This is a genomic window from Nocardia aegles (genome assembly GCF_052545135.1).
In genome coordinates, this window is record NZ_JBQWRI010000006.1 from 237322 (window position 1) to 256023 (window position 18702).

An 18702-nucleotide genomic window follows, 5' to 3' on the forward strand; every position below is an offset into this window, starting at 1 on the left:
CCGGCGGAGGGCGCTGCCGGTCATATGTTCCGGGCCATCGTGTAGATGTCCATCACCCACAGCACCAGCGGAATCACCGACACGATCAGCAAATATTCGAAGATCTCGATCATCCGCCGGGTCACCGGCGTGACGTCGATGTGCGGACCGATCACCCCGAACCCGACGACACTCGTCGCGAACGCGAGCAAAAGGCCCGCGGCGAGCAACGTGTGATCCGAATCGCCCACGGCGAAGCCGACGGCCAGGGCGACGGCAGTCACGCACCCGCCGCCGATCATCGTCGCGGCCTGGGTGAGATCGGCGAACGAACGGCCGCGCAACGTGAGGATGATCGCGGTCACGACCGCCAGCGTGACGCCTTGCCAGCGCGCCGAACCCAGCGGATCGGCCACGCCGAACGCGCCGACGACCGCGCTCGCGGTGCACGCCGCGACCAGGCCGGACTGGAACCGGTTGGCCGTGCGGGCCCGTACCCCCAACCTCGCGGCCGAGGGGAGGGCGCTGGCGCCGATGGCGCCGATACCCTCGATGGTCGGTCGGGGTTCGTGGTCGGCCGGGTCGATCGCGCCACCCGCGGTGGGAACCGGCGGAATCGGCAGCCGCGCCAGCACGGCCGCCAGCCGCGGCACCGCCGAGATGATCGCGATGCCAGCCACCAGCAGCCCGGCCGACAACTTCGCCAGGCCCGGATGCCAGATCAGGTGGATCGCCGCGGCGACACCCGCGATCACCGCGAGCGCGGCGGCGCAGGAGAACAGGGTCGCGCCGATGCCGGTGATCCGGTAGCCCAGCAGCGCCGCGATCAACAGCACCGAACTGCCCAGCAGCAGATGGGGACTGCCGAGCGTGCCCGGCACCAGCAGCGCGGCGCCGCCGAACAGCAGCAGCAGTCCGTCCAGCGACAGCCAAGTCGCGGTCACCGTGTCGGTGTATCGGTGCGCCGCGATGCCCGCTGCGACGAATGCCGCTGCGCCACAACCGAGGAGCGCGAGTGCGGGCGCGAGCGGATCGCCGTTGCCGCGGGAGATCACCAGTACGGCCAGCGTGATCAGCACGGTGAGCGCCGAGACCACCAGGCCCATCCAGCGGGCGGCCGCCCCGGACCAGCTCCCGAATTCCTCTGCGGTCAACCGCGATACCGCGTCGATGACGTCGTCGAACAGCGCTGGCGCTTCCTTCGCCGCGACCGACCGCAGCACCAGCAGTTCGCCGTCGTAGACCTCGGCCTCGGTGAGCGTGCGGCTCGGCGCGATCGCCTCCCGGCCGAGCCGGGCCAAGGTCCAGTGCCGCGCGTCCAGCGGCGCCGACTCCTCCTCGGCTTCGGGCCGCTGCGGGTTACGCGATTCGATGAGCGCCACCAGATCGCCGATGAATGTGGCGATCGGCACGGTGGCCGGCAATCCGACATCGACCTGAGTGTTTCCACCGATCACCGAAACACGACTCAATGCGGGTTCGGTGGCACGTGTACCGCTCGCCGACTCGATCAACGGCAACCTTCCCCAGCCCTCATCCGGAACAATGATTCACGCATCGACAACATTTGCTGGAACCCGTCCCGAGTGCACGACTTCACCATGTCGAGCACTCGCACCCATAGCCGACTCTTGCGTTGCGACCTCCCGGCAGCTGAACCTAATGTAACGGACGAACCGGGCCACGCGCGATCGGTAGTCTGGTATCCAGATGAACGTCTCTACTACGAGAAACGAAGGTTTCGGGGTTCGACAGCAATGACCGGCAACCGTCAAGCACAACGCGCATTCGATGCCGGAATCCTGTCGCTCGGATTGTCCATCGAGGGGCAAGAATCCGCACGTGATCTCGACTACGCGAAACTGGCATTTCAGCGGGCCACGGAGTGGGATCCCACCATGTGCGACGCCTGGCTCGGCCGCGCGGCCGCGGGCGAGCTGACCAAGGACGTTCTGTTCAATCTGTACAAGACCAGCGCGAGCACGCTCTACCGCGAGCAACGCAGGCTCGGGTTGCGTCCACGCGAACTCGCGGGCCGGTTCCTGCCCGGCCTGTACATCGATTATCCGCTGGCCAACCACACCGAGATCACGCTGGCCTGGGCGGCGCACCTGATCGCCGACAAGGAGTACGACGAGGCCGAGCGGGTGCTCGACGAGCTCGACACGTTCCGCGGCGGACAGCTGAGCAACCCCGACGGCGAGATCGACAACCGCGTCTGCGCGTATGTCCGTGGCATACTGCACTACAACACCCAACGCTGGCCGGATGTGATGACGGTGCTCGCCGGGTCGGCGGACTGGGAGGATCCGTACCTGGCGGCGGGCGCGCACGTGATGGTCGGCACCGCGTGCGCCCAACTCGGCTTGTTCGGCGAGGCGATCCGGCGGATGCAGCAGGCCGAGGCGGGCCCGATCCCGGCGGCCAGGTCCACCGCGATGTTCTGCCGCGGCCTGTGCCTGCGGGAATCGGGCAACGAGGAAGAAGCCCAAGCCCTGTTCGAGAAGGTGTACTCGCAGGCACCGGATTTCGACGCGAACGCGGCCGCGATGCGCGACCGCACCTATCGGATCACCGTCACCAGCCGCGAGGTGATCGATGCGCGGACCGACAAGTGGGATCCGGCGTCCTCGCCGTCGATGGAGCAGATGGAGCAGGCCGAGAGCCAGGACCGGGCGAAGAAGATCCTGGTCGAGGCCCGTGCCGAGCTGGACTCGCAGATCGGTCTGGCCTCGGTGAAAACCCAGGTGGCGAAGTTGCAGTCGTCGGCGCAACTGGCGAAGATCCGGTCGGAGAAGGGCTTGGCGAGCCAGCCGCGCGGCCAGCACCTGGCCTTCACCGGTCCGCCGGGCACCGGTAAGACGACAATCGCCAGGGTAGTCGCGAAGATCTACTGCGGCGTGGGCCTGTTGAAGACCGACCGGGTGGTCGAGGCCAAGCGCGTCGATTTCGTCAGCCAGAATCTGGGCGGCACGGCGATCAAGACCGAGAAGCTGATCGACACCGCGATGGACGGCGTACTTTTCATCGACGAGGCGTACACCCTGATCCAGACCGGCCTGCAAGGCGGCGACGCGTTCGGCCGCGAAGCGGTCGACACGCTGCTGGCGCGCATGGAGAACGACCGCGATCGCCTCGTCGTGATCATCGCCGGCTACGACGGCGAGATCGACCGGCTGCTCGCCGCCAACGACGGTCTGGCCTCACGCTTCGCGAAGCGATTGCAGTTCCCGTCCTACACGCCGGAGGAACTGGGACAGATCGGCCAGGTGATCGCCCGCAAACGCGACTCGGACCTGTCCGAAGGAGCGCTCGAGCACTTGGTCCGGGCCTGCGAGCGCCTGTACGCGATGCAGAGCACCGACCAGAGCGGTCAGCCGCGCCGCGGCGTAGACCTCGCCGGCAACGGGCGATTCGTCCGCAACGTGATCGAGGCGGCCGAGGAGGAGCGCGAATTCCGGCTGGCCAACGACGAATCGCTGGATCTGACCGACATCGACGAGGCGGTGCTGCGCCGCATCGAGGCGTCGGACATGGAGCTGGCCTTGTCCAGCCTGCTCACCTCGCTGAACGTGGGTTGGACGGACTGAGTCCGAGTGTGCGGTCGGCGGACCGGATCACCGGTCCGCCGCACCTTTACTTGGTCGGCAACGAATCGTGGCTGACGAGTGCCTCGCGCGCCGACAGCGTGGGCCCGGGGACCAGCTGGCCGATGATCGCCCAGGGCGCGAGGCGTGGGGTGCCGCCGAGACCGAGCACATTCGCGGTGGCCACATCCGGAATGCCGTAGCGCACGCCGGTATCGGCGATGTAGAACAGGCTGTCCCGGCGCGGACTGCCCGGCTCCATGCCGGTCACCTGCACGAACTCCCCTGAGCCCGGCGGGATATAGGCCGCGTCCACCCGGTCGCCGACACCGTCGGAGGTGGACACCTCGACGGGCTTCGCGGACTCCGCGATCGGTAAGCGGGTGCCGACCAGCAGGCTGACCGCAGCACGCTCGCCGGGGCCGTCGCCCGTCTTGCCCTCGCTCTGCCCCGGAGCGGTGCCCGGCGACTTGGCCCAGGCCACACAGGCGACCGGGGCGTCCTCGGGGGGCAGAATCCGCGGGGTTCGCACCGGGAAGTCGTCGACCGGCAATTGCCGGACCACCGGAACCCGTTCCAGCACATCGGGTGGCATGGTCGCGACCTCCCGCATGCCGTGCGAATCGGCGTACCTGATCACCTGCGCGGCGAACGGTGACACCGGCTGCAAACCGTCGGCGAGCACGACGTACAGCGCCGAACCGCCGTCCGCTCCAACGCCCGACACCGAGATGACGCCACCGACCGGGATCTCCGACAGCGGGCCCGGCCCCCGCTCCCCCGCCCGGGGGATTTGCGGCGGAGTCAACGCGGGAACCTGCGTCGTCGCGCCGAGCAGTCCGGTGCCGACCGGCCGTGGCCGCTGGGCGCGCAGGTCCAGTGCCCTGGCCATCACCGAATTGGCCGGGTCGACCTCGGCGCGTTTACCGTCGTAGACCAGGTAGGTCTTGTTGTCGCGCCGGACGAGCAGCGCCTCATCGTGATTCGAGGTCCGGATCCGGTCCGCGAGCACGGGATGGCCCGCGATCACCGTCGTCGTGCCGCCCGAGGACGCGGCGGCACTACCACCTTCGGAGAGCGGAATGGTCTCGCACAGCGACCACTCCGAGTTGTTGCCCTGCTTGGAACCGGGCAACGCGCTCGGCGCTCCCGGAATACCGAGCAGCGGCCCGCGCGGCAGATCGCCGAGCTTGTCGTCTTTCACCGCGTGCGGCTCGGCGTCGGCGCCGGTGATCAACCGCGCGGACGCGAGATTGAGCACCGGGTGCAAGGTCTTGTTGCCATCCTGGCCCTGCACCACCACGTACAACGCGCCGCTCTGCTTTCCCGAGACGATCACCGCGTCACCGATCGCGCCCTGTGGACGGAGGAAGGCCAGGATCGCGGCGCCGGCCACCACCAGCACACCGAGCACCGCGCCGACGAGCAACGAGCGGATCTGGGAACGCATCGGATCGTGCAACATGCGCACGTCGCGGCGCACCAGCGCGTGATCGAGCCTGCGCAACAGGAATCGGTATCCGTTGACCTGAGCGCGGGTGGTCAGCTGTGCCGGCACATGGTCTCCATCGAGCTAGCGATCACCATTCTCTTCGACACGGTACCGTAATTCACCGACGGCCCTGAACCGATGGAATCCGAAGCCGATCAACGGCGGCCGTACAGAGGCGAAGCAGGGGCAAACAACTGTGAACGAAACGATGAACGGTGGGGCAACCGATAGCGAAATAAGGGATGCGCCGGTGCCGAGAATTCAACGCCCATCGGACTATGACACTCTGCGCGATCCGGAATTCTGGTTGTTTCGTATTTTTCCGCTGCGCGTGATCGTGCCCGTCGCGATATCGTCCGCCGCCGTCGCGTGGATTGTTCTCGCCGTCGGCAACTCGATCTGGGGTGCGATCGCCGCCGGCGCGGTGGTCGCACTGGCCGGGCTCGCCCCGGTGGGTGGGCACACCCCCGCCGAGCGCATCGGTAGCGCGATCGCCCGCAGGCGTCCCGGATTGCGCCCGGCCGAACGCTTGACGCAGGCACCGGCCCTCGACGTGCCGCTGGCCGAGGGCGGCGGTTACGGCGTGCGCTGGGACGGCGATCTGCTGCTCACCATGCTCCGGATCGATCCGCCACCGGACACGCTGACGCTGCTGGACCGCGGTTCGCTCAGCACCGACCAACTGCTCCCGCTTCCCGAAATCGCGCGTTGCCTCGATCAATTCGATCTCACCCTGGCCGGCATCGACGTGGTGAGCACCGGCGCGCGCACGGCGGGCACCGGCGTGGCCGCGCAACTCTACGACCGCATCCTCGGCCCGTTGCCCGCCATCGCGCACCGCACCTGCTGGCTCGTGCTACGGATGGATCCGCTGGCCAACGCCGAGGCGGTGGACAACCGTGGCGGCGGTGGCAGCGGCGCGCTGCGCACGGCGATCATCGCCACCCGCCGGGTCGCCAACCGGCTCGCCGCCCACGACATCGCCGCGTCCGTGCTGACGGCTACGGAGATGAACACCGCGGTGCGTCAACTCACCCACGGTTTCGAGGTCGACCAACTCGCCGAGTCCCCGAAAACGCTGGAGTACCAGGGCCGTTACCTCACCCAGTACCAGATCGCGGCCGATATGATCGGCCCGCGCGGACTGGCCGGCATCTGGGCGGTGCCCAGCTTGTCCACCACGGTGACGCTGCGCCTGCGGCCGGGAGCGGCCCGCCACGATCGGCACACCGATTTCGCCGACACCGTGGTGCTCAACGCGGTGGTCCGCTTCGACACCGTCGCACCGCCCGAGGAACCACCGCTGCCCGGCTTACGTGAGCTGGTCGGCAACCAACTGCGAATTCTGCTGGATACCTTGCCCATCGGCTACGCGGGGCGCTGGGGCAGCGACATCGCCTATCGCGGCACACTGACCGCGCTCACTGAGTTCGCGGTGCCGACGGCGGGCTGTGGCCAGCTCATCGGCGCCGACGAGCGCGGGCAGGGCATAGCGGTGCCGTTGATCGGCGAGGGCACCAGGCACCTCGAGGTGATCGGCAACCTGGATCTCGCTCAGCAGGTGATTTTGCGCGCCACCGCGCTCGGCGCCCACGCCATCGTGCACACCGCCCGGCCCGAGGCGTGGCACACCATGGTGACGAATCTCGCCGCGCCGCACGTGCTCTCGATCGCTCCGCGAGCCGCGGGCGCCAGTTACCATCCGCCCGCTCCCCCGCCGCCGCCCGCCGCTCCCTATCCGAGCACGACGGTGCTTGTGTTCGACGGAATCCCGCCGATCGCACACGCGGGCGGCGCGACGATCGTGCACGTGCGGCGGCCGGACGATCCCGGCGGGTCGGTCGACGCGGACGTCACCCTGATCCAGGATCCGGCGGCGCCCAACCGGATCACGGTGCGCACCGCCGCGCGGAGCGCGACCGTGCTGATGGTGACCACACCGGACGAGATGCACTACATCGGCGAGTCGCTCGCGGCCCGCTGATCACACACGAAACGGCCGGCTGGAACCCATACCCGTTCCAGCCGGCCCGTCGCTCGTCGCTATACGCGATCAGAAGGCGGCGAAACCGTCGCCGACCTTGCCGTCGGCCTCGATCGCGCGGTTCAGCGCGTTCTCGACCTTGGCGGCGAGGTTGTCCAGCTTCTGCAGGGTGTCCTCCAGCTCGGTGGTCAGGTTCTTGTGCGCGGTGTCGAAGTTCGAGACCGCCTGCTCACCCTGCAGGTTCTGGCGGAACGCCGCCGCGGCGCCGTTGAGCTCGTCGATCTGCGCCTTCATGTTGGAGCCGTACTGGTTGAGGTCGCCGACCATCTCGGTGATGGCGGGCGAGTTGTACTTGATCGTCATTGTTGTTTCCTTCTGGTCGTGCGGTGGGCGATCCAGCTGGACGGCAACGCCATCCAGCGGTCACAGACCCGCCGCGTCGGAGCCGACAATGGTGTTCTTGCCCGAGGTAACGGCCTGCGAGAGCCGATCCAGCTTGCCGTTGAGCGCGGTGACCTCGTCGTGCCATTCGGTGGCCGCGGTGTTGAACTCGCGGTGGGCGTCGCCCTGCCAGCCGCGCGCGACGGCCTGCACCGACTCGTCGATCTGGTTGATCGAGGTGCGCAGCGTCGAGATCGAGTCCTCCATGCGGCTGACGACGCCGTCGATGCCGCCCTGTTCGACACCGTAGGTGTTCCCCGAGCCGTCGCCGAGATTTGTGTAAGCCATTTCGTTTGGTCCTTCCGTCAGAAGTTGTGTGGGTGCGGAGATCCGGACGATCTCACCGAGCAATGTGGCAACCGAGTTTCGTGCGACTCGACAGCTACTGAGGCAGCCACCTCCCCCCGGGCAGCCCTTCCAGCAAGGTGGCGACCGCCTGAGTCACCCGGTGGTCGGTGCCCGTCGTGACCGTCGACCAGATCTGCCGGTCCGGCGCGACCATGGGGGCGATGACGATGCGGCCGCGGCCGGTGTCGTACACCGCCACCGCGCCGGGCGCCCGGCTGGTCAGCCCGTCCTGATGGGCGTAGGCCACGATCTCGGCGTAGGCGCGGCAGGAGCCGAAGGCGAGCCCGAGCCCGGCGGCGTCGCGCTCACCGACACCGAGGGCGTACATCGCGTCGGAGTAGTCGGCGGAGCCCTCGGCCGCGTCCATGCGGTCGGCCAATTCGGCGGCGAGCGCGCTGAATCCGGTGAACTGCGCGGGTTCGCACGCGCCGAGCGCCGCCAGCAGCGGACGAGTCAGCGATGCGTCCGAGCCGTCGGCCCAGATGGACGTCACCTCGAAGTTGTCGCCCGAGCGCACGGCGAGCGCGTGCTGCTCGCCGCGCCGGGCCAGGCAGAAGCGGCGAACGCCTTCCTCGGTGTAGACGCGGGCGACGAGCTCGCGGTCCGGCTGCGCGAGGACGAACAGCGCACCGGCCAGGTCCGATTCGACTTCGCCCTCGGCGCCGAGCAGCCCCGCGCCGATCAGGCCGGACAGCGCCCGCTCCCGCGCCGCGCGATATTCTTCGATCGAATCCTGTTGTGGCCCCACCGAGAGCACCAGCGGCAAGGTTTGCACACCGAGCCGCTCGGCGACGACGAGCAATGCGTCGTTCGTCAGTGCCGTCACGGCGCGCCTCCCGTCTCGGTGCCGGCTTCCGTCGGCGCGACGGCGGGCGCCGCGGGTTCGGCGCCGCCGAGTACCGCGGGCGCGGCTTGGATGCCGCCATCGAAGCCGATCTGGTCGCTGGTCTCCGCGGGAATGCCGGCGCGCGGGAACCGCGCCGTATCCTGTGCGGGCCCGGCCTGACCGAGTGCTCCGGGAACGAGCGGAGCAGGTTGCCCGCCCGTGTTCACCGTGGCCTGCGAGACGCGCGGAACGACGTCGGCCGTGGTGGCCGACTGGATGTACGTCGGCGCCCGGTACGCGGCGGGTACTCGCGGCATCGCCGGGATGGGCACCGTCCCGATCGGCATCGCACCGATCGTCGCGGCACCGCGCGGCACCGCGGCCTCGGCCGATGCCGCGGCCTGTTCGGCGGCCAGCGCCTGCTCCGGCGCCACCACGGGTGGCTCCTGGTGCTGCCAGGGCAGGGCCAGTGGTTCGGTGGCCATCTCGTAGTTCCGCATGACCCGCGAGGCCATCGCCTTCGCCGCGTCCTGCTCGGCATCGGTGTCCGCCGCGATCGCGCGGATCGGCGCGCCGAGCATCCCGGTCATCGACTCCAGCATCCGCTGCACCTGCTGAAGGGTTTCCAGGTCGGCGGTGTTCGGCATCGCCAGCCGGGCGATCTCGTAGGCGGCGACCTGGGCCTGGAACCGCGCGGCGTTGGCGGCCGCCGCGGCGGCGGCCTCGACCAGCCAGTCCCGCAGCGTCGTGATGCGTTCCAGCACTTCGTCGCTGCGCCCCGATTGCCAGGCCCCGCGCACATCCGCGAGAACCTTTTCGTACTCGACCACAGCTGCGCCGAACGACGCGGCCAGGCGCGACCACGCGGAAACGGCCTCGGCCATCGGCACGGCGCCCGGCCCCGTGGTGAGGTCGCGCGCGAGCCGCTCGGGCGGGCGCGCGGTCCACACCACACCGGTGAAACCTGGCTGCGGTGGTTCGATCATTGCTGCGGACGACCTTTCGGTTGCTCGACGACGGTCAGGCGGACCGGCCACCCGTGGTGTCGAAATCCGCTGTATTGGCCGATTCCATGCCGTCGAACTGGTTCGAGTGCAGCCGCAACGTGGCCGCCAGCTTGCGCAGCTCGTGCACGCTGGCCTGTGCCCCCGCCAGGTATGACGCCGCCACGTCGTTCGCGGTCCGCGCGGCCCGGCCGGAGACCTCGTCGGCGCCTGCGGGAACGACGGTCAGCGCTTCCTCGGCCGAGCGCAGATCCGACGCCAACCGGTCGGCCAGCGCGTCCAGTCCGGATGACGCCTTCGCCGCCGTGACCGAGTCGAATCGCACGCTGTCGTACACCTGACCCCGCCCGTCACTCATAAGACCCTCCTGTGTACTGCTCGGCACTCGCGTCAGAGCGTGAGTTCCTTATCCGGCGGTGGTTCCGATGTCGCGTCGGCCGCGCCGACCACCGGCAGCGAGACCCCTTCGATCCGGCCGACCACTTCGTCGCCGTGCCCGCCGGTGACCATCTGGCCGCGCAGCGCGTCGGTGGTCGATGCGCCGTCGCGCGCCAGGCCCGCGCCTGCCGCACCCGCGCCGCCCATCGGCATGTATCCGCCCCCGGTTCCGGTCCCCGCCGCCGCGGTGCCCGCGACGGCGGTGGATGCCGCGGACGACGTTCCGGTCCCGGCAGCGGTGGCGCCGCCGATGCTGCCGAGCGACCCGCCGGCCACACGGGTCCCGGGCCAGGGGTTCAGCGGTGCGGAGGCCGCGGCGATCGCACCGGGGACACCACCGCCGATGCCACCCGCGCCGCCCGAGCCACCGGCGTACTTTCCTGCTTCGCCTTCTTTGCCTTCTTCGCCTTCCCCGCGTTCACCCGCGCCGTCGTGCGCGCCGGGGGCGCTGATCGGCTTCGGCGCGAGCAGTGCAGGATTGGCCGCCGCCAGCTGTCCGAGCGACTGCGCCACCTGACCGGCAGTGCTGATCAGCGGCGTGATCATGCTCATCAACTGGGTCAGCTGTTCGGCCGACTTCACCCCGGTCGGCGCGTTCGTGATCGCGACCTTCTGACCGGCCTGCGTCATGCTCGCACTGTGGCCGACCATCTCGGCCTTCGTCTTGGCGGTGATCGCCAGCGCCTCGGTCATCGCCTCGATCGCGGAGGCGACCAGGAAGCCCTGGCCGCCCGGCGAGGCCGCCAGCAGCGGCGCGAAGGCCATGGTGGTGGAGAACTTCGCCAGCACCACCGACATCAGGCCCGCGCCGGTGAAGACGCTACCCGCCGCGCTGCCGAGCACCACCTTCTCCTGCGTGCTCTGCGCCGCCAGCTCGCTCGCGTCGGTCTGCGCCGCACCGGCCTTCTTCGCGGCCTCCATCGCCGCCATGCCCTGCCAGACCGACATCAAGGTCTGCACCAGGGACGAGCCGACCTGCATCACCGTCTGCATCACGGTGGACACGTTTTGCAGCAACTGAGTCGGTTCGGACGGTGGCGCGGCGGTACCACCGGCCTGGGCCGGCGCGGGCGCGGGCGCGCCGAGCTGACCGGTGCCGAACGCGGAGGCGAGATCGGTCAGCGGGCGCATGAGCGCGCCGAGATCGATCGTCGGCAACGGCGGCAGCTCCGGCAGGTGCACGAAGGCCGGCATCTCCGGCAGATTCGGTAAACCCATGCTGCGCAGCACATCGTTCACCGGCATGTCGAGCATGGGCGCGAGAGCGCTGCCCCGCAGCAACTCCAGAACTGTGGGATCCAGCGGATCGGCGCCGGGTGGCGGAATGGCTCCCGGCGTGGTCATGACTGTGTGCGGATCGCTCCGATGGCCGCGCCCGACGCGGTGTCGGTGCCCTCGTAGGTGGCGGCGGCCTGATGCGCCGTCAGCGCGGTGCCCGCGTGCACGGCGGCGAGTTGCGCCACCGACGAGAGGTGGTTGGCCTGGGCGAAGGCGTAGGAGGCAAGGAACTCCTGGCCGATCAGGCCGAACACCGGGACCACCGCGGCAACCGTAGCGGCCTGGTCGGTCGCGGCGATCGCCCCGATTCCGGCGGCCATGGCCGCCGATTCGCTTCCGTATACACGCAGCGCATCCGGGACTACTTCAATGTGGCTCATGATCATCGTCCAATCCCGAAACATCCCCCGATGTTTCGTATTCAACCTTACCTAGCGAAGACCGCGAATCGCGATCCGGTCGTGGTTAACATCCGGTGACTACCCGGTGGCCTCCTCATTGAATGCCGTGATAAGCGCGCCGCGTTCGGCAAAAGCCTTGTGCGCGGCCGCTCTCGCGGTGGCGACGACCGATTTCTCGAACTCCGCCGGCGAAAGCTTCGATACCGCAGCGGAAAAGCGGAGACCGATCAACGCGGCGTTACCGTCGACCTCCGCGGTCACCGCACCGTCGGGCGATGTCTCGGTTACCCGGATCCCATTCATGGCGTCGTTGAGATCGGTGAGCCGGTAGAGCTGATTCTGCACCCGAGCGATGAGCTCGTCCATTGTTTCGACCATACCAACCTCACGAATTACGTTGCGGTTCAGACCGATCGCAGCCAGCTCTGCGGTTCGGTGTCGTACTCTTGCTCGTCGATGATCTCCTGCGTCGCCACCTGCTGTTCGGTGGGCAGCCCGGTCAACGCCAGCATCTCCGAGGTGAATCCCAGCTGCTGCAATTGCGCCCGCCGCGCCAGACCCGCGCGGTTCGCCGCCTGTTTGCACAATCGCAGGACCTCGCGCGCCAGCGCTTCCGGGTCGCGGCGCAATTGGTCCGGGTCGACCTTGATGCCCAGCGGCAGACCCATTTCGGTGGTGCGCACCGAAATGGAGCCGGTGAGCGAAGTAGCCACGAATTCCGCCGGGAATTCGCCGAGCGGACCGGGCTGCGGTGTGGTCATTGAGTACCCCCCCGTATCGAAAATGGAATCGCGCGCATACGACCGATCACATCCGCTCGTCTTTGATGGCTTGGACGACTTCGGCGATCCGCGCGTTGATCAATTCGGTCAGCCGCCGGACGTCCGCCGCGAGCACCGTCGGCGGACTGCCCGGCACGATCGCATAGCGCCCGTCGTCGACGAGGTCGCGCCAGGCCAGGTGTGCCCGGGTGATACCGCGCGGGCCGAACCGCGAATGCCCTTGCTCCACCACGATGGTGCCCACGGTGGCCGCGGGCGCGCGATCGAAGGACTCGCTGCGACTCGCCGCGCGATCTTCGACATCGTTCACCAGGGAGCGGCCGTAGGAATGGTCCAGGCCGTCGCCGCCGGGCTCGATGAGATCGAAGGCGCGCCCGCGACCGGCATCGACCTTCGGCAACGCGGTGGCCACGATATTGCCGAGTGACAGCACGTCGTGTTCGGCCACCGTGAATCCCCCCGTTCCCCGTTCCGGCCCCGGCTTCTGGGTCACCAGGAACGCGCGGTCGCCCCTGCGGCTGGCGAGCATGCGGATCGAGCCCTGCGGATTCCGCGCGTCGCGGCCGTCGATCCCGCGGATCACCAGCCGGATATCGGGGACCGTGAGCACGTCCATCAACTCCTCCAGCTCACGGCCCCAGCGCATCCGAATCCGCTGCCACGCTTCCGCTTTCTGCCTGCACGCGTCGTCGTAGTAGGTTGTGCCGCTGAGGTAGAAGAACGGATCCGGCAGGCTCTCCTTCGCCGCGTGCCATACCGCGGCGAATTCCAGACCGGAGAACTCCCAGACCTCGTTCATCGCTCCACAACGGGTTTCGCTACCACCGGCGCCTCACCCAGCGCTTCTTCCAAATGCTCGGTGGAGTCCAGGTAGTCGGCGCGCTTGTGCTCCTTCTGCTGTCCAGCCTGGGCGGCGCCGGGACCGCCCATCGGCATGCCGGGGCCGCCCATCATGCCCTGGCCCGCCGCGAGTCCCGCGCGCCCGGTGGCAGCCGCGGTGACCGCGTTCGTCGCTGCCCGCGGGAACAGTTTCGACGCCTTCTCCAGGTTCTGGTTCACGGCCGATTTGGGGACGCCGGGACCGCCTGCCGAACCACCCGGGCCGCCTGCGCCCTTCGCCAGCGCCGACTCGAGTTTCTTCGTCGCGTCGGACAGATTCGGCATGCCCGGCAGGCCGGCCAGGGAAGCCTGCTGCGCGGCTTGTTGCGCCGCTTGCTGCGCGGCGCCGGCCACCTGCTGGCCGATCTGCTGCGCCTGTTGTGCGATCTGCTGGGCGGCCTGCTGCGCCTGTTGCGCCAGCTGCTGCGCGGCCTGCTGGGCGGCTTGCTGCGCGGCCTGCTGTTGCTGCTGTTGTTGTTGCTGCTGTTGCTGTTGCTGTTGTTCGGCGGCGCGGCGCTGAGCGTCCAATTGCGCTTGGCGCTGCGCGTCTTCCAATGCCTTCTGCTGCTGTTCGGCCTGACGCTGCGCGTTCTGCATCGACGCCAGCTGCGCCGCGCTGGTCCCCGGCCCCGGTGCGGCGCCCGGCCCTGGTCCGCCGGGTCCCGGCCCTGGCCCCGGCACCTGGGCGGTGGTCGGCGGAATCGGATCCGGCAGTACCGCGATGACCTTGTCGGTCTCCTCGACGCCGGGGACATATGCCGCTTGCATCGCCCTGACGTAATTCCGGACCGCGGCCTCTTCCTTCCGCTGCCGGTACGCGTCGGCGGTCTCGCCCGAGTTTTGCGTGGGGGGATAGTCGTCACCCTGCTGGAGCAACACTCCGGTGGTGTACAACCACTCCGACACGTATTCGAGGCTGTCGCCGATGAGCTTCATATTCGTATTCAGCTGATCGGTGCCGGTGCCATAGGCGGTGATCGCGCGGCGTGCTCGGTCGGCACCGCCGTTGTTGTTCGGACTGGTCCAGCTCGACCTACTGGTCGTCATCTGGTTGGTGAGGATGTCGAACGTTTCCTTCAGTTCGCCGGCCAGCCACCGCCAATCCGACGCGGCTTGCGCGACCTTGATCGGCATGGATGGACTGCCCCCGGTGATCGACGAAATGATCGTCTGATATTGGGAATAGGTGAAGTTCTCCGGGTCGTCGGCATGCACGCCTCGCGGTTCGAATGTCACTTCGCCCGGATCGGCCAGGCCGGGCGGCAATCCGTGGTTCTCCTCGGGCGTGCGGTTGCCGACCTCATTCCAATCCGGGTGCGCGTAGGTGTTTCCGCTGCCGTCGCCCGCGGTGGTCAAACCGGCGGGGTCCCGTCGCCTCGAGAGGTTTTCGGTGATTCCCTTGTGTTCGCTCACCCGACGCTCGAGCGCGGCGAAATCGACCCTGTTGTCCTCCTCGGTGCCGCGGTAGTGCCTGGCCGCCGCGAAAAACGTATCGGTCAGATCATCGAGGATGGTGATGTGGTCGTCCAGGATGCTGCCGAGTTCTTTTCCCTTCTCCGAGAAGCGAGCAGCGAGCGCCTCGGCAGAGAGCAACACATCGGCGAACGGCGGCAGCGAATCGACCTTGGACAGTTCCTTCTTGACCGACGCGACGCGGACGCGAACCCCGTTCGCCGCGTTGATCAACGCTTCGAGCGCTCCGGGCCGCAGCTCCAAGGTGCCGTTCTGCGCCTCGCGGGACAGGCCGCTCCACGGATTCGTCTCCTCAGACATGCCACGCTCCTTCCGTCCCGGCGATTCGGAAGCCCCCTGAACCTGTTGTCACCCCTGGGAAGCGCGCTACGTGAGAGCCAGCGGCCCAGGAAGATACGATGCCGAGGTCCGATCTCCGAGAAGGAGACGCCGACCCGCACAACCGAATACCTTCCCGACGTGGGCGTCGACTGCGTATGCGCCATGGCGCGGTGACCCGTTCGCCCCCGAGTACGGGATCACACTGCTGCGCCCGGCAACTCATACGTCGACGACCCTCCTCATCGCTGGCATGCTGCGAACGGCTGTGCGCCACACGTCAATATGGCAGCCGATTCTTACGGCAGGCCGAATATCGTCTTACGACGCACCAACTATTCTATGGTGAGTCGGGTTGCCTACCAATGTACAGACCCGGATCCTGGTGGCACATCCTCGCCGCTTCTCCCCGGCCGGCCGGTTTCCGTTCGCGGCGCGGCTGGCACGCGGGTATCAAGACCCGCCGACCGGACCGTGCCGGTCCCGGAACCGCCGCTCGAACTCCGCGATGTAGACCGACGGCGCCACCGAGGACGACGACCGTTCCAGCACACCGTCATCGGCGATGTAGTAGATCGCCCGGCCGATCGCGATCTCCCCCGGCTCGACCGGGACGTACACCATCCAGCCCACGCCGATCCGATCGGCGCGCAGGTCCTCCAGCGGATAGTTCGCGAGGTCGGCGCCGCTGTCCCGGACGAACCGCTCGACCCGGGCGAGCGCGTCCTCCCGCGACATCGGCCCCGGCGCCGTCATGGTCACCCCGGCCATGGTGAGCTGGAAGAAAGCGCCGTCCACATCGAATCGTTCGTCGTCGAAAACACCGGCGAGGGTGTCCCGCGTGACGACGCCGACCTCCGCGGCGGACACCAGCTCGCCGACGGCCGCGCGCCGCTGCGCGTTCGCGTCGTCGCCGAGCAGGCCGCTGACGATGTCCACGACCGACTGCGCGCTCCACACACCCGGCATCGCCTCGGCGAACCGGGCTGGTCCCGGTGACGCACCGCGGTACCAGCGGCCGTTGTCCCACCAGTAGCAGAACGACAGCAGACCGCTGGTGCAGCGGTGGTTCAACACCTGCCCCGCCACCCATTCCGGCGCGCCCGCGTACAGATCGGGCAGCTGGACGCCGTCGTTGTAGGCCGCCGCCAGTTCCGGGGCGTTCCACACCCCGCCGGACAGCACGGCCCGCCCGCCGGGCAGCCCGTACAGCGAACAGCCGCTGCGCCGGGCGCCCTCGAACCAGCTCACGGAGGGCAGCACCCTTGGGCCCCAGGGCGATTCGGCCGCGACGAACGCCGCGGCGAGTACCGCCCACCGGGCGGCCATGATCGGGAACGGGGGCAGCTCGTCCTCGGACGGCACCGCGTGCACGCCTGCCTCCCGATCTGCCCGCGCCTGTGCCGCCGCCACCCGCGGCGGCCGCGACTGACGGTCGCCGTGCCCGAGGTAGGCGCCGAGCCAGACCGGCAACGAATCCCGTGGGTATGCCGCGAGATCCGCGAGGTAGGCCTCCGGCGGAAACAACTGCTCGTCCGGAAACGGCTCGTCGCCGTAGTCGTAGTCGACTTCCATCCGGCCATCGCTGGTCAGCGTGAACAGCAAACGCCACCAGGGCCCGTCCTCGAGTTCAGCCGCCAGCTGCCGATGCTCCCGGACCAGCGCCACGATCCCGGCATCGGGACTCACCCGTACGGCGCGTTCGCCGTCGTCGGCGTAGACGGCCAGCGCGACCTCCGCGGCCACCGTCAGCGCGAACACCGCGTCGACCCGCCGCCAGCCCGGCGGACCGGCCGCGGCCAGCTCGCGGGCGACCTGGTGCATGAGTGCCTTGGCCTGTTCGGCGGCGTCCTCGACCGGCGCGGCCGCGGCGAGGGTGAAGCCGACATCGGGCTCCTCCGCTCCGACCCCGGGTCGCTCTGCCGACTGCTGGGCTGCTGACTGCTGGGCCGCTGACTGCTGGGGTACCGCTTCGGCCGACGTCGCCGCGCCGGTGGACGGCGTCGGATGTGTCGGGGCAGCGCCGTGTTCGGGAGCATCACCGAGCTCGTCGCCGGTTGCCTGGCCGCCGGGTCTGGTCACGTCGCGGAAATCCCCTCTTCCACCGCATCGGAGCCGGCGTACACGCCACGATGCCTGCTCTGTTCGTCGTTCACGCCGGTTCGTGCGCGGTACTCGTCACTGCTCCTGCCGCAGACCGAGCAGCGGCAGGTCCAACTCGCGGTTCTCCAACCGTTCATTCCATGCGGCATAGGCCAGGGCGGTGGGAGAGTCGATGCCGAAGCCGTCACGCAACCCGGTGACGACCATGTCGGCCAGTCGGCGGTATTCGGTCGTCGGACTCGGCCAAGCGAGCTCGGTCCACCAATTGCTGTGGCCCGCATCGCGTTCCCGCCAACCCGACTCGGCGATCAGCGGGCGTCCCGCGACGCCCGCGCGCAAGGGCGGGTCGAGCCATTCGTCATCGACCAATTCGGCCGAGAGCGCGTCGTCGAGCTGGAGGAACTGGGCGTATCGCCGCCGCGGTCCGATCCCGGACTCGACCACCTTCACGATGGAACCGGCGCGCAGCGTGGCGAGTTCCACGGCCAAGCCCGCGGCGAAGTCTTCCCACCCGGTCAACTCTGCTCCTGCCGGTCCAGCTCGATGGCCTGATCGTGCAGCTGGAGCCGGCTATTGGCGGTCAGGGAAAGATGGACCGAGCGGCCCAGGTTCGCCACCACCAGTGTTGTTTCCGGACCCGCCCACCGGGCCTCGGCGGTGGCGCCGGGAATCCGGGTGGTCGGTTCGCCGAATGCGCCGGTCAGCGCCACGACGATGGCCGCGAACGCGTCCATCGACCGCGCCCTTCCCTCCGCGTCGTCCGGAGCGAAATCGGTGACGCGCAGTTTGATGTCGACGATCCGGCCCGCGCGTCCATGAATTTTCCCGCTGGCCATCCCGAATCCCGCGTCCAGCATCGCCCGGTCCGGATGGGTGCTCAGTACTTTCCAGCCGAACGTCTCGGCCAGCCGCGGCACCGCGTCCATCGGCTGCGAGCCGTCGAGCGACCGCAAGCCGGTGGCCAGGTCGACGATCTCGGTGTCGGTCAGCGTCCGCCATTCGGTCATATGCCCACCTTAAGTCGTGACATCGGCGCTCATCGGGCCGACCGGCGACGATTGATCTCCTCGATTCTGCGGGCCAGCGCTTCCTTGCGCTCGCGGGCGTTGGAGCCGTCGAGCTGGCCCGCGAACGCCGAGCGGGCCGCGTCGACCAGCGCGTCCGGCACGTCGGGGTACGCGCGGGCGATCGCCCACAGGGCGTCCTCGGTCTTCATGTCGAGGCCGGTCTCCGTGCGAATGCCGCCGCCGGTCAGCACGGAGCGAAGCATCTCGTCGAAGTTCGCTCGCAGTTCGTCATCGGTCGGATGGCCGATCCGCATCATTGCTCCTCACGTCGATGGTTACCTTGTCGCATCGTCGGCTTCCGG

General features: G+C 68.8%; 19 protein-coding genes. 2 read left to right on the forward strand and 17 right to left on the reverse strand.

Annotation, left to right across the window (positions count from 1 at the left end; translation table 11 throughout):
• Positions 1–20: 20 nt before the first annotated feature.
• Positions 21–1451 (reverse strand): type VII secretion integral membrane protein EccD, encoded by a 1431-nt coding sequence (gene eccD, locus ACT89H_RS19010; protein WP_445109954.1) that lies wholly within the window; start codon positions 1449–1451, stop codon positions 21–23.
• A 285-nt stretch (positions 1452–1736) separates the two neighbouring features.
• Between eccD and eccA the strand changes: the two genes are divergently transcribed.
• Positions 1737–3569, forward strand: a complete 1833-nt coding sequence (gene eccA / locus ACT89H_RS19015) for a type VII secretion AAA-ATPase EccA (RefSeq protein ID WP_445109955.1) — start codon at positions 1737–1739, stop codon at positions 3567–3569.
• 46 nt (positions 3570–3615) lie between these two features.
• Here the strand turns inward: eccA and eccB are convergent, their stop codons facing one another.
• Positions 3616–5124 carry a type VII secretion protein EccB gene (gene eccB, locus ACT89H_RS19020; RefSeq protein WP_445109956.1) on the reverse strand — a complete coding sequence of 503 codons (1509 nt, stop codon included), beginning with the start codon at positions 5122–5124 and terminating at the stop codon, positions 3616–3618.
• A 184-nt stretch (positions 5125–5308) separates the two neighbouring features.
• Between eccB and eccE the strand changes: the two genes are divergently transcribed.
• Positions 5309–7042 carry a type VII secretion protein EccE gene (gene eccE / locus ACT89H_RS19025; RefSeq protein WP_445109957.1) on the forward strand — a complete coding sequence of 578 codons (1734 nt, stop codon included), beginning with the start codon at positions 5309–5311 and terminating at the stop codon, positions 7040–7042.
• Between the two features lie 69 nt (positions 7043–7111).
• Here eccE and ACT89H_RS19030 read toward each other — a convergent pair whose 3' ends face one another.
• From ACT89H_RS19030 to ACT89H_RS19100, 15 genes are all read right to left on the reverse strand, one after another.
• Positions 7112–7405, reverse strand: coding sequence for a WXG100 family type VII secretion target (locus tag ACT89H_RS19030; protein ID WP_445109958.1), 294 nt, complete (start codon positions 7403–7405; stop codon positions 7112–7114).
• A 60-nt stretch (positions 7406–7465) separates the two neighbouring features.
• Positions 7466–7771 carry a WXG100 family type VII secretion target gene (locus ACT89H_RS19035; RefSeq protein ID WP_445109959.1) on the reverse strand — a complete coding sequence of 102 codons (306 nt, stop codon included), beginning with the start codon at positions 7769–7771 and terminating at the stop codon, positions 7466–7468.
• A 94-nt stretch (positions 7772–7865) separates the two neighbouring features.
• Positions 7866–8657 (reverse strand): ESX secretion-associated protein EspG, encoded by a 792-nt coding sequence (locus ACT89H_RS19040; protein ID WP_445109960.1) that lies wholly within the window; start codon positions 8655–8657, stop codon positions 7866–7868.
• Positions 8654–9643, reverse strand: coding sequence for a PPE domain-containing protein (locus ACT89H_RS19045; protein ID WP_445109961.1), 990 nt, complete (start codon positions 9641–9643; stop codon positions 8654–8656). Before ACT89H_RS19045 ends, ACT89H_RS19040 begins: the two co-directional genes overlap by 4 nt.
• 34 nt (positions 9644–9677) lie before the next feature.
• Complete coding sequence (locus tag ACT89H_RS19050; RefSeq protein ID WP_445109962.1) at positions 9678–10019, reverse strand: PE family protein; 342 nt, start codon at positions 10017–10019, stop codon at positions 9678–9680.
• A gap of 32 nt (positions 10020–10051) precedes the next feature.
• The gene (locus ACT89H_RS19055) at positions 10052–11443 is read right to left on the reverse strand and encodes a hypothetical protein (RefSeq protein WP_445109963.1); all 1392 of its coding nucleotides are present in this window, start codon (positions 11441–11443) and stop codon (positions 10052–10054) included.
• Entirely contained in the window at positions 11440–11757 is a 318-nt protein-coding gene (locus tag ACT89H_RS19060; RefSeq protein ID WP_445109964.1) for a type VII secretion target, read from the reverse strand. Before ACT89H_RS19060 ends, ACT89H_RS19055 begins: the two co-directional genes overlap by 4 nt.
• Before the next feature lie 99 nt (positions 11758–11856).
• Positions 11857–12144, reverse strand: a complete 288-nt coding sequence (locus ACT89H_RS19065) for a YbaB/EbfC family nucleoid-associated protein (protein WP_445109965.1) — start codon at positions 12142–12144, stop codon at positions 11857–11859.
• Positions 12145–12182: 38 nt separating this feature from the next.
• Positions 12183–12539 carry a hypothetical protein gene (locus tag ACT89H_RS19070; RefSeq protein ID WP_445109966.1) on the reverse strand — a complete coding sequence of 119 codons (357 nt, stop codon included), beginning with the start codon at positions 12537–12539 and terminating at the stop codon, positions 12183–12185.
• Between the two features lie 46 nt (positions 12540–12585).
• Positions 12586–13359, reverse strand: coding sequence for an ESX secretion-associated protein EspG (locus tag ACT89H_RS19075; protein WP_445109967.1), 774 nt, complete (start codon positions 13357–13359; stop codon positions 12586–12588).
• Complete coding sequence (locus ACT89H_RS19080; protein ID WP_445109968.1) at positions 13356–15212, reverse strand: hypothetical protein; 1857 nt, start codon at positions 15210–15212, stop codon at positions 13356–13358. Before ACT89H_RS19080 ends, ACT89H_RS19075 begins: the two co-directional genes overlap by 4 nt.
• 471 nt (positions 15213–15683) lie before the next feature.
• Positions 15684–17312, reverse strand: a complete 1629-nt coding sequence (locus ACT89H_RS19085; RefSeq protein ID WP_445109969.1) for a hypothetical protein — start codon at positions 17310–17312, stop codon at positions 15684–15686.
• A 96-nt stretch (positions 17313–17408) separates the two neighbouring features.
• Positions 17409–17852 (reverse strand): TY-Chap domain-containing protein, encoded by a 444-nt coding sequence (locus ACT89H_RS19090; protein WP_445109970.1) that lies wholly within the window; start codon positions 17850–17852, stop codon positions 17409–17411.
• A complete protein-coding gene (locus tag ACT89H_RS19095) occupies positions 17849–18340 on the reverse strand; it encodes a DUF6301 family protein (RefSeq protein WP_445109971.1) in 492 nt (163 codons plus the stop codon). The genes ACT89H_RS19090 and ACT89H_RS19095 overlap by 4 nt, the downstream gene beginning before the upstream one ends.
• 29 nt (positions 18341–18369) lie before the next feature.
• Positions 18370–18654 carry a hypothetical protein gene (locus ACT89H_RS19100; protein ID WP_445109972.1) on the reverse strand — a complete coding sequence of 95 codons (285 nt, stop codon included), beginning with the start codon at positions 18652–18654 and terminating at the stop codon, positions 18370–18372.
• Positions 18655–18702: the final 48 nt, after the last annotated feature.

What these genes read in the sequence shown, in the direction of transcription:
- eccA (WP_445109955.1), top strand. Translation starts at nt 1,737, where the DNA reads ATGACCGGCAACCGTCAAGCACAACGCGCATTCGATGCCGGAATCCTG.
- ACT89H_RS19060 (WP_445109964.1), bottom strand. Translation starts at nt 11,757, where the DNA reads ATGAGCCACATTGAAGTAGTCCCGGATGCGCTGCGTGTATACGGAAGC.
- ACT89H_RS19030 (WP_445109958.1), bottom strand. Translation starts at nt 7,405, where the DNA reads ATGACGATCAAGTACAACTCGCCCGCCATCACCGAGATGGTCGGCGAC.
- ACT89H_RS19055 (WP_445109963.1), bottom strand. Translation starts at nt 11,443, where the DNA reads ATGACCACGCCGGGAGCCATTCCGCCACCCGGCGCCGATCCGCTGGAT.
- ACT89H_RS19080 (WP_445109968.1), bottom strand. Translation starts at nt 15,212, where the DNA reads ATGTCTGAGGAGACGAATCCGTGGAGCGGCCTGTCCCGCGAGGCGCAG.
- ACT89H_RS19045 (WP_445109961.1), bottom strand. Translation starts at nt 9,643, where the DNA reads ATGATCGAACCACCGCAGCCAGGTTTCACCGGTGTGGTGTGGACCGCG.
- ACT89H_RS19035 (WP_445109959.1), bottom strand. Translation starts at nt 7,771, where the DNA reads ATGGCTTACACAAATCTCGGCGACGGCTCGGGGAACACCTACGGTGTC.
- ACT89H_RS19075 (WP_445109967.1), bottom strand. Translation starts at nt 13,359, where the DNA reads ATGAACGAGGTCTGGGAGTTCTCCGGTCTGGAATTCGCCGCGGTATGG.
- ACT89H_RS19100 (WP_445109972.1), bottom strand. Translation starts at nt 18,654, where the DNA reads ATGCGGATCGGCCATCCGACCGATGACGAACTGCGAGCGAACTTCGAC.
- ACT89H_RS19095 (WP_445109971.1), bottom strand. Translation starts at nt 18,340, where the DNA reads ATGACCGAATGGCGGACGCTGACCGACACCGAGATCGTCGACCTGGCC.
- ACT89H_RS19070 (WP_445109966.1), bottom strand. Translation starts at nt 12,539, where the DNA reads ATGACCACACCGCAGCCCGGTCCGCTCGGCGAATTCCCGGCGGAATTC.
- ACT89H_RS19065 (WP_445109965.1), bottom strand. Translation starts at nt 12,144, where the DNA reads ATGGACGAGCTCATCGCTCGGGTGCAGAATCAGCTCTACCGGCTCACC.
- ACT89H_RS19050 (WP_445109962.1), bottom strand. Translation starts at nt 10,019, where the DNA reads ATGAGTGACGGGCGGGGTCAGGTGTACGACAGCGTGCGATTCGACTCG.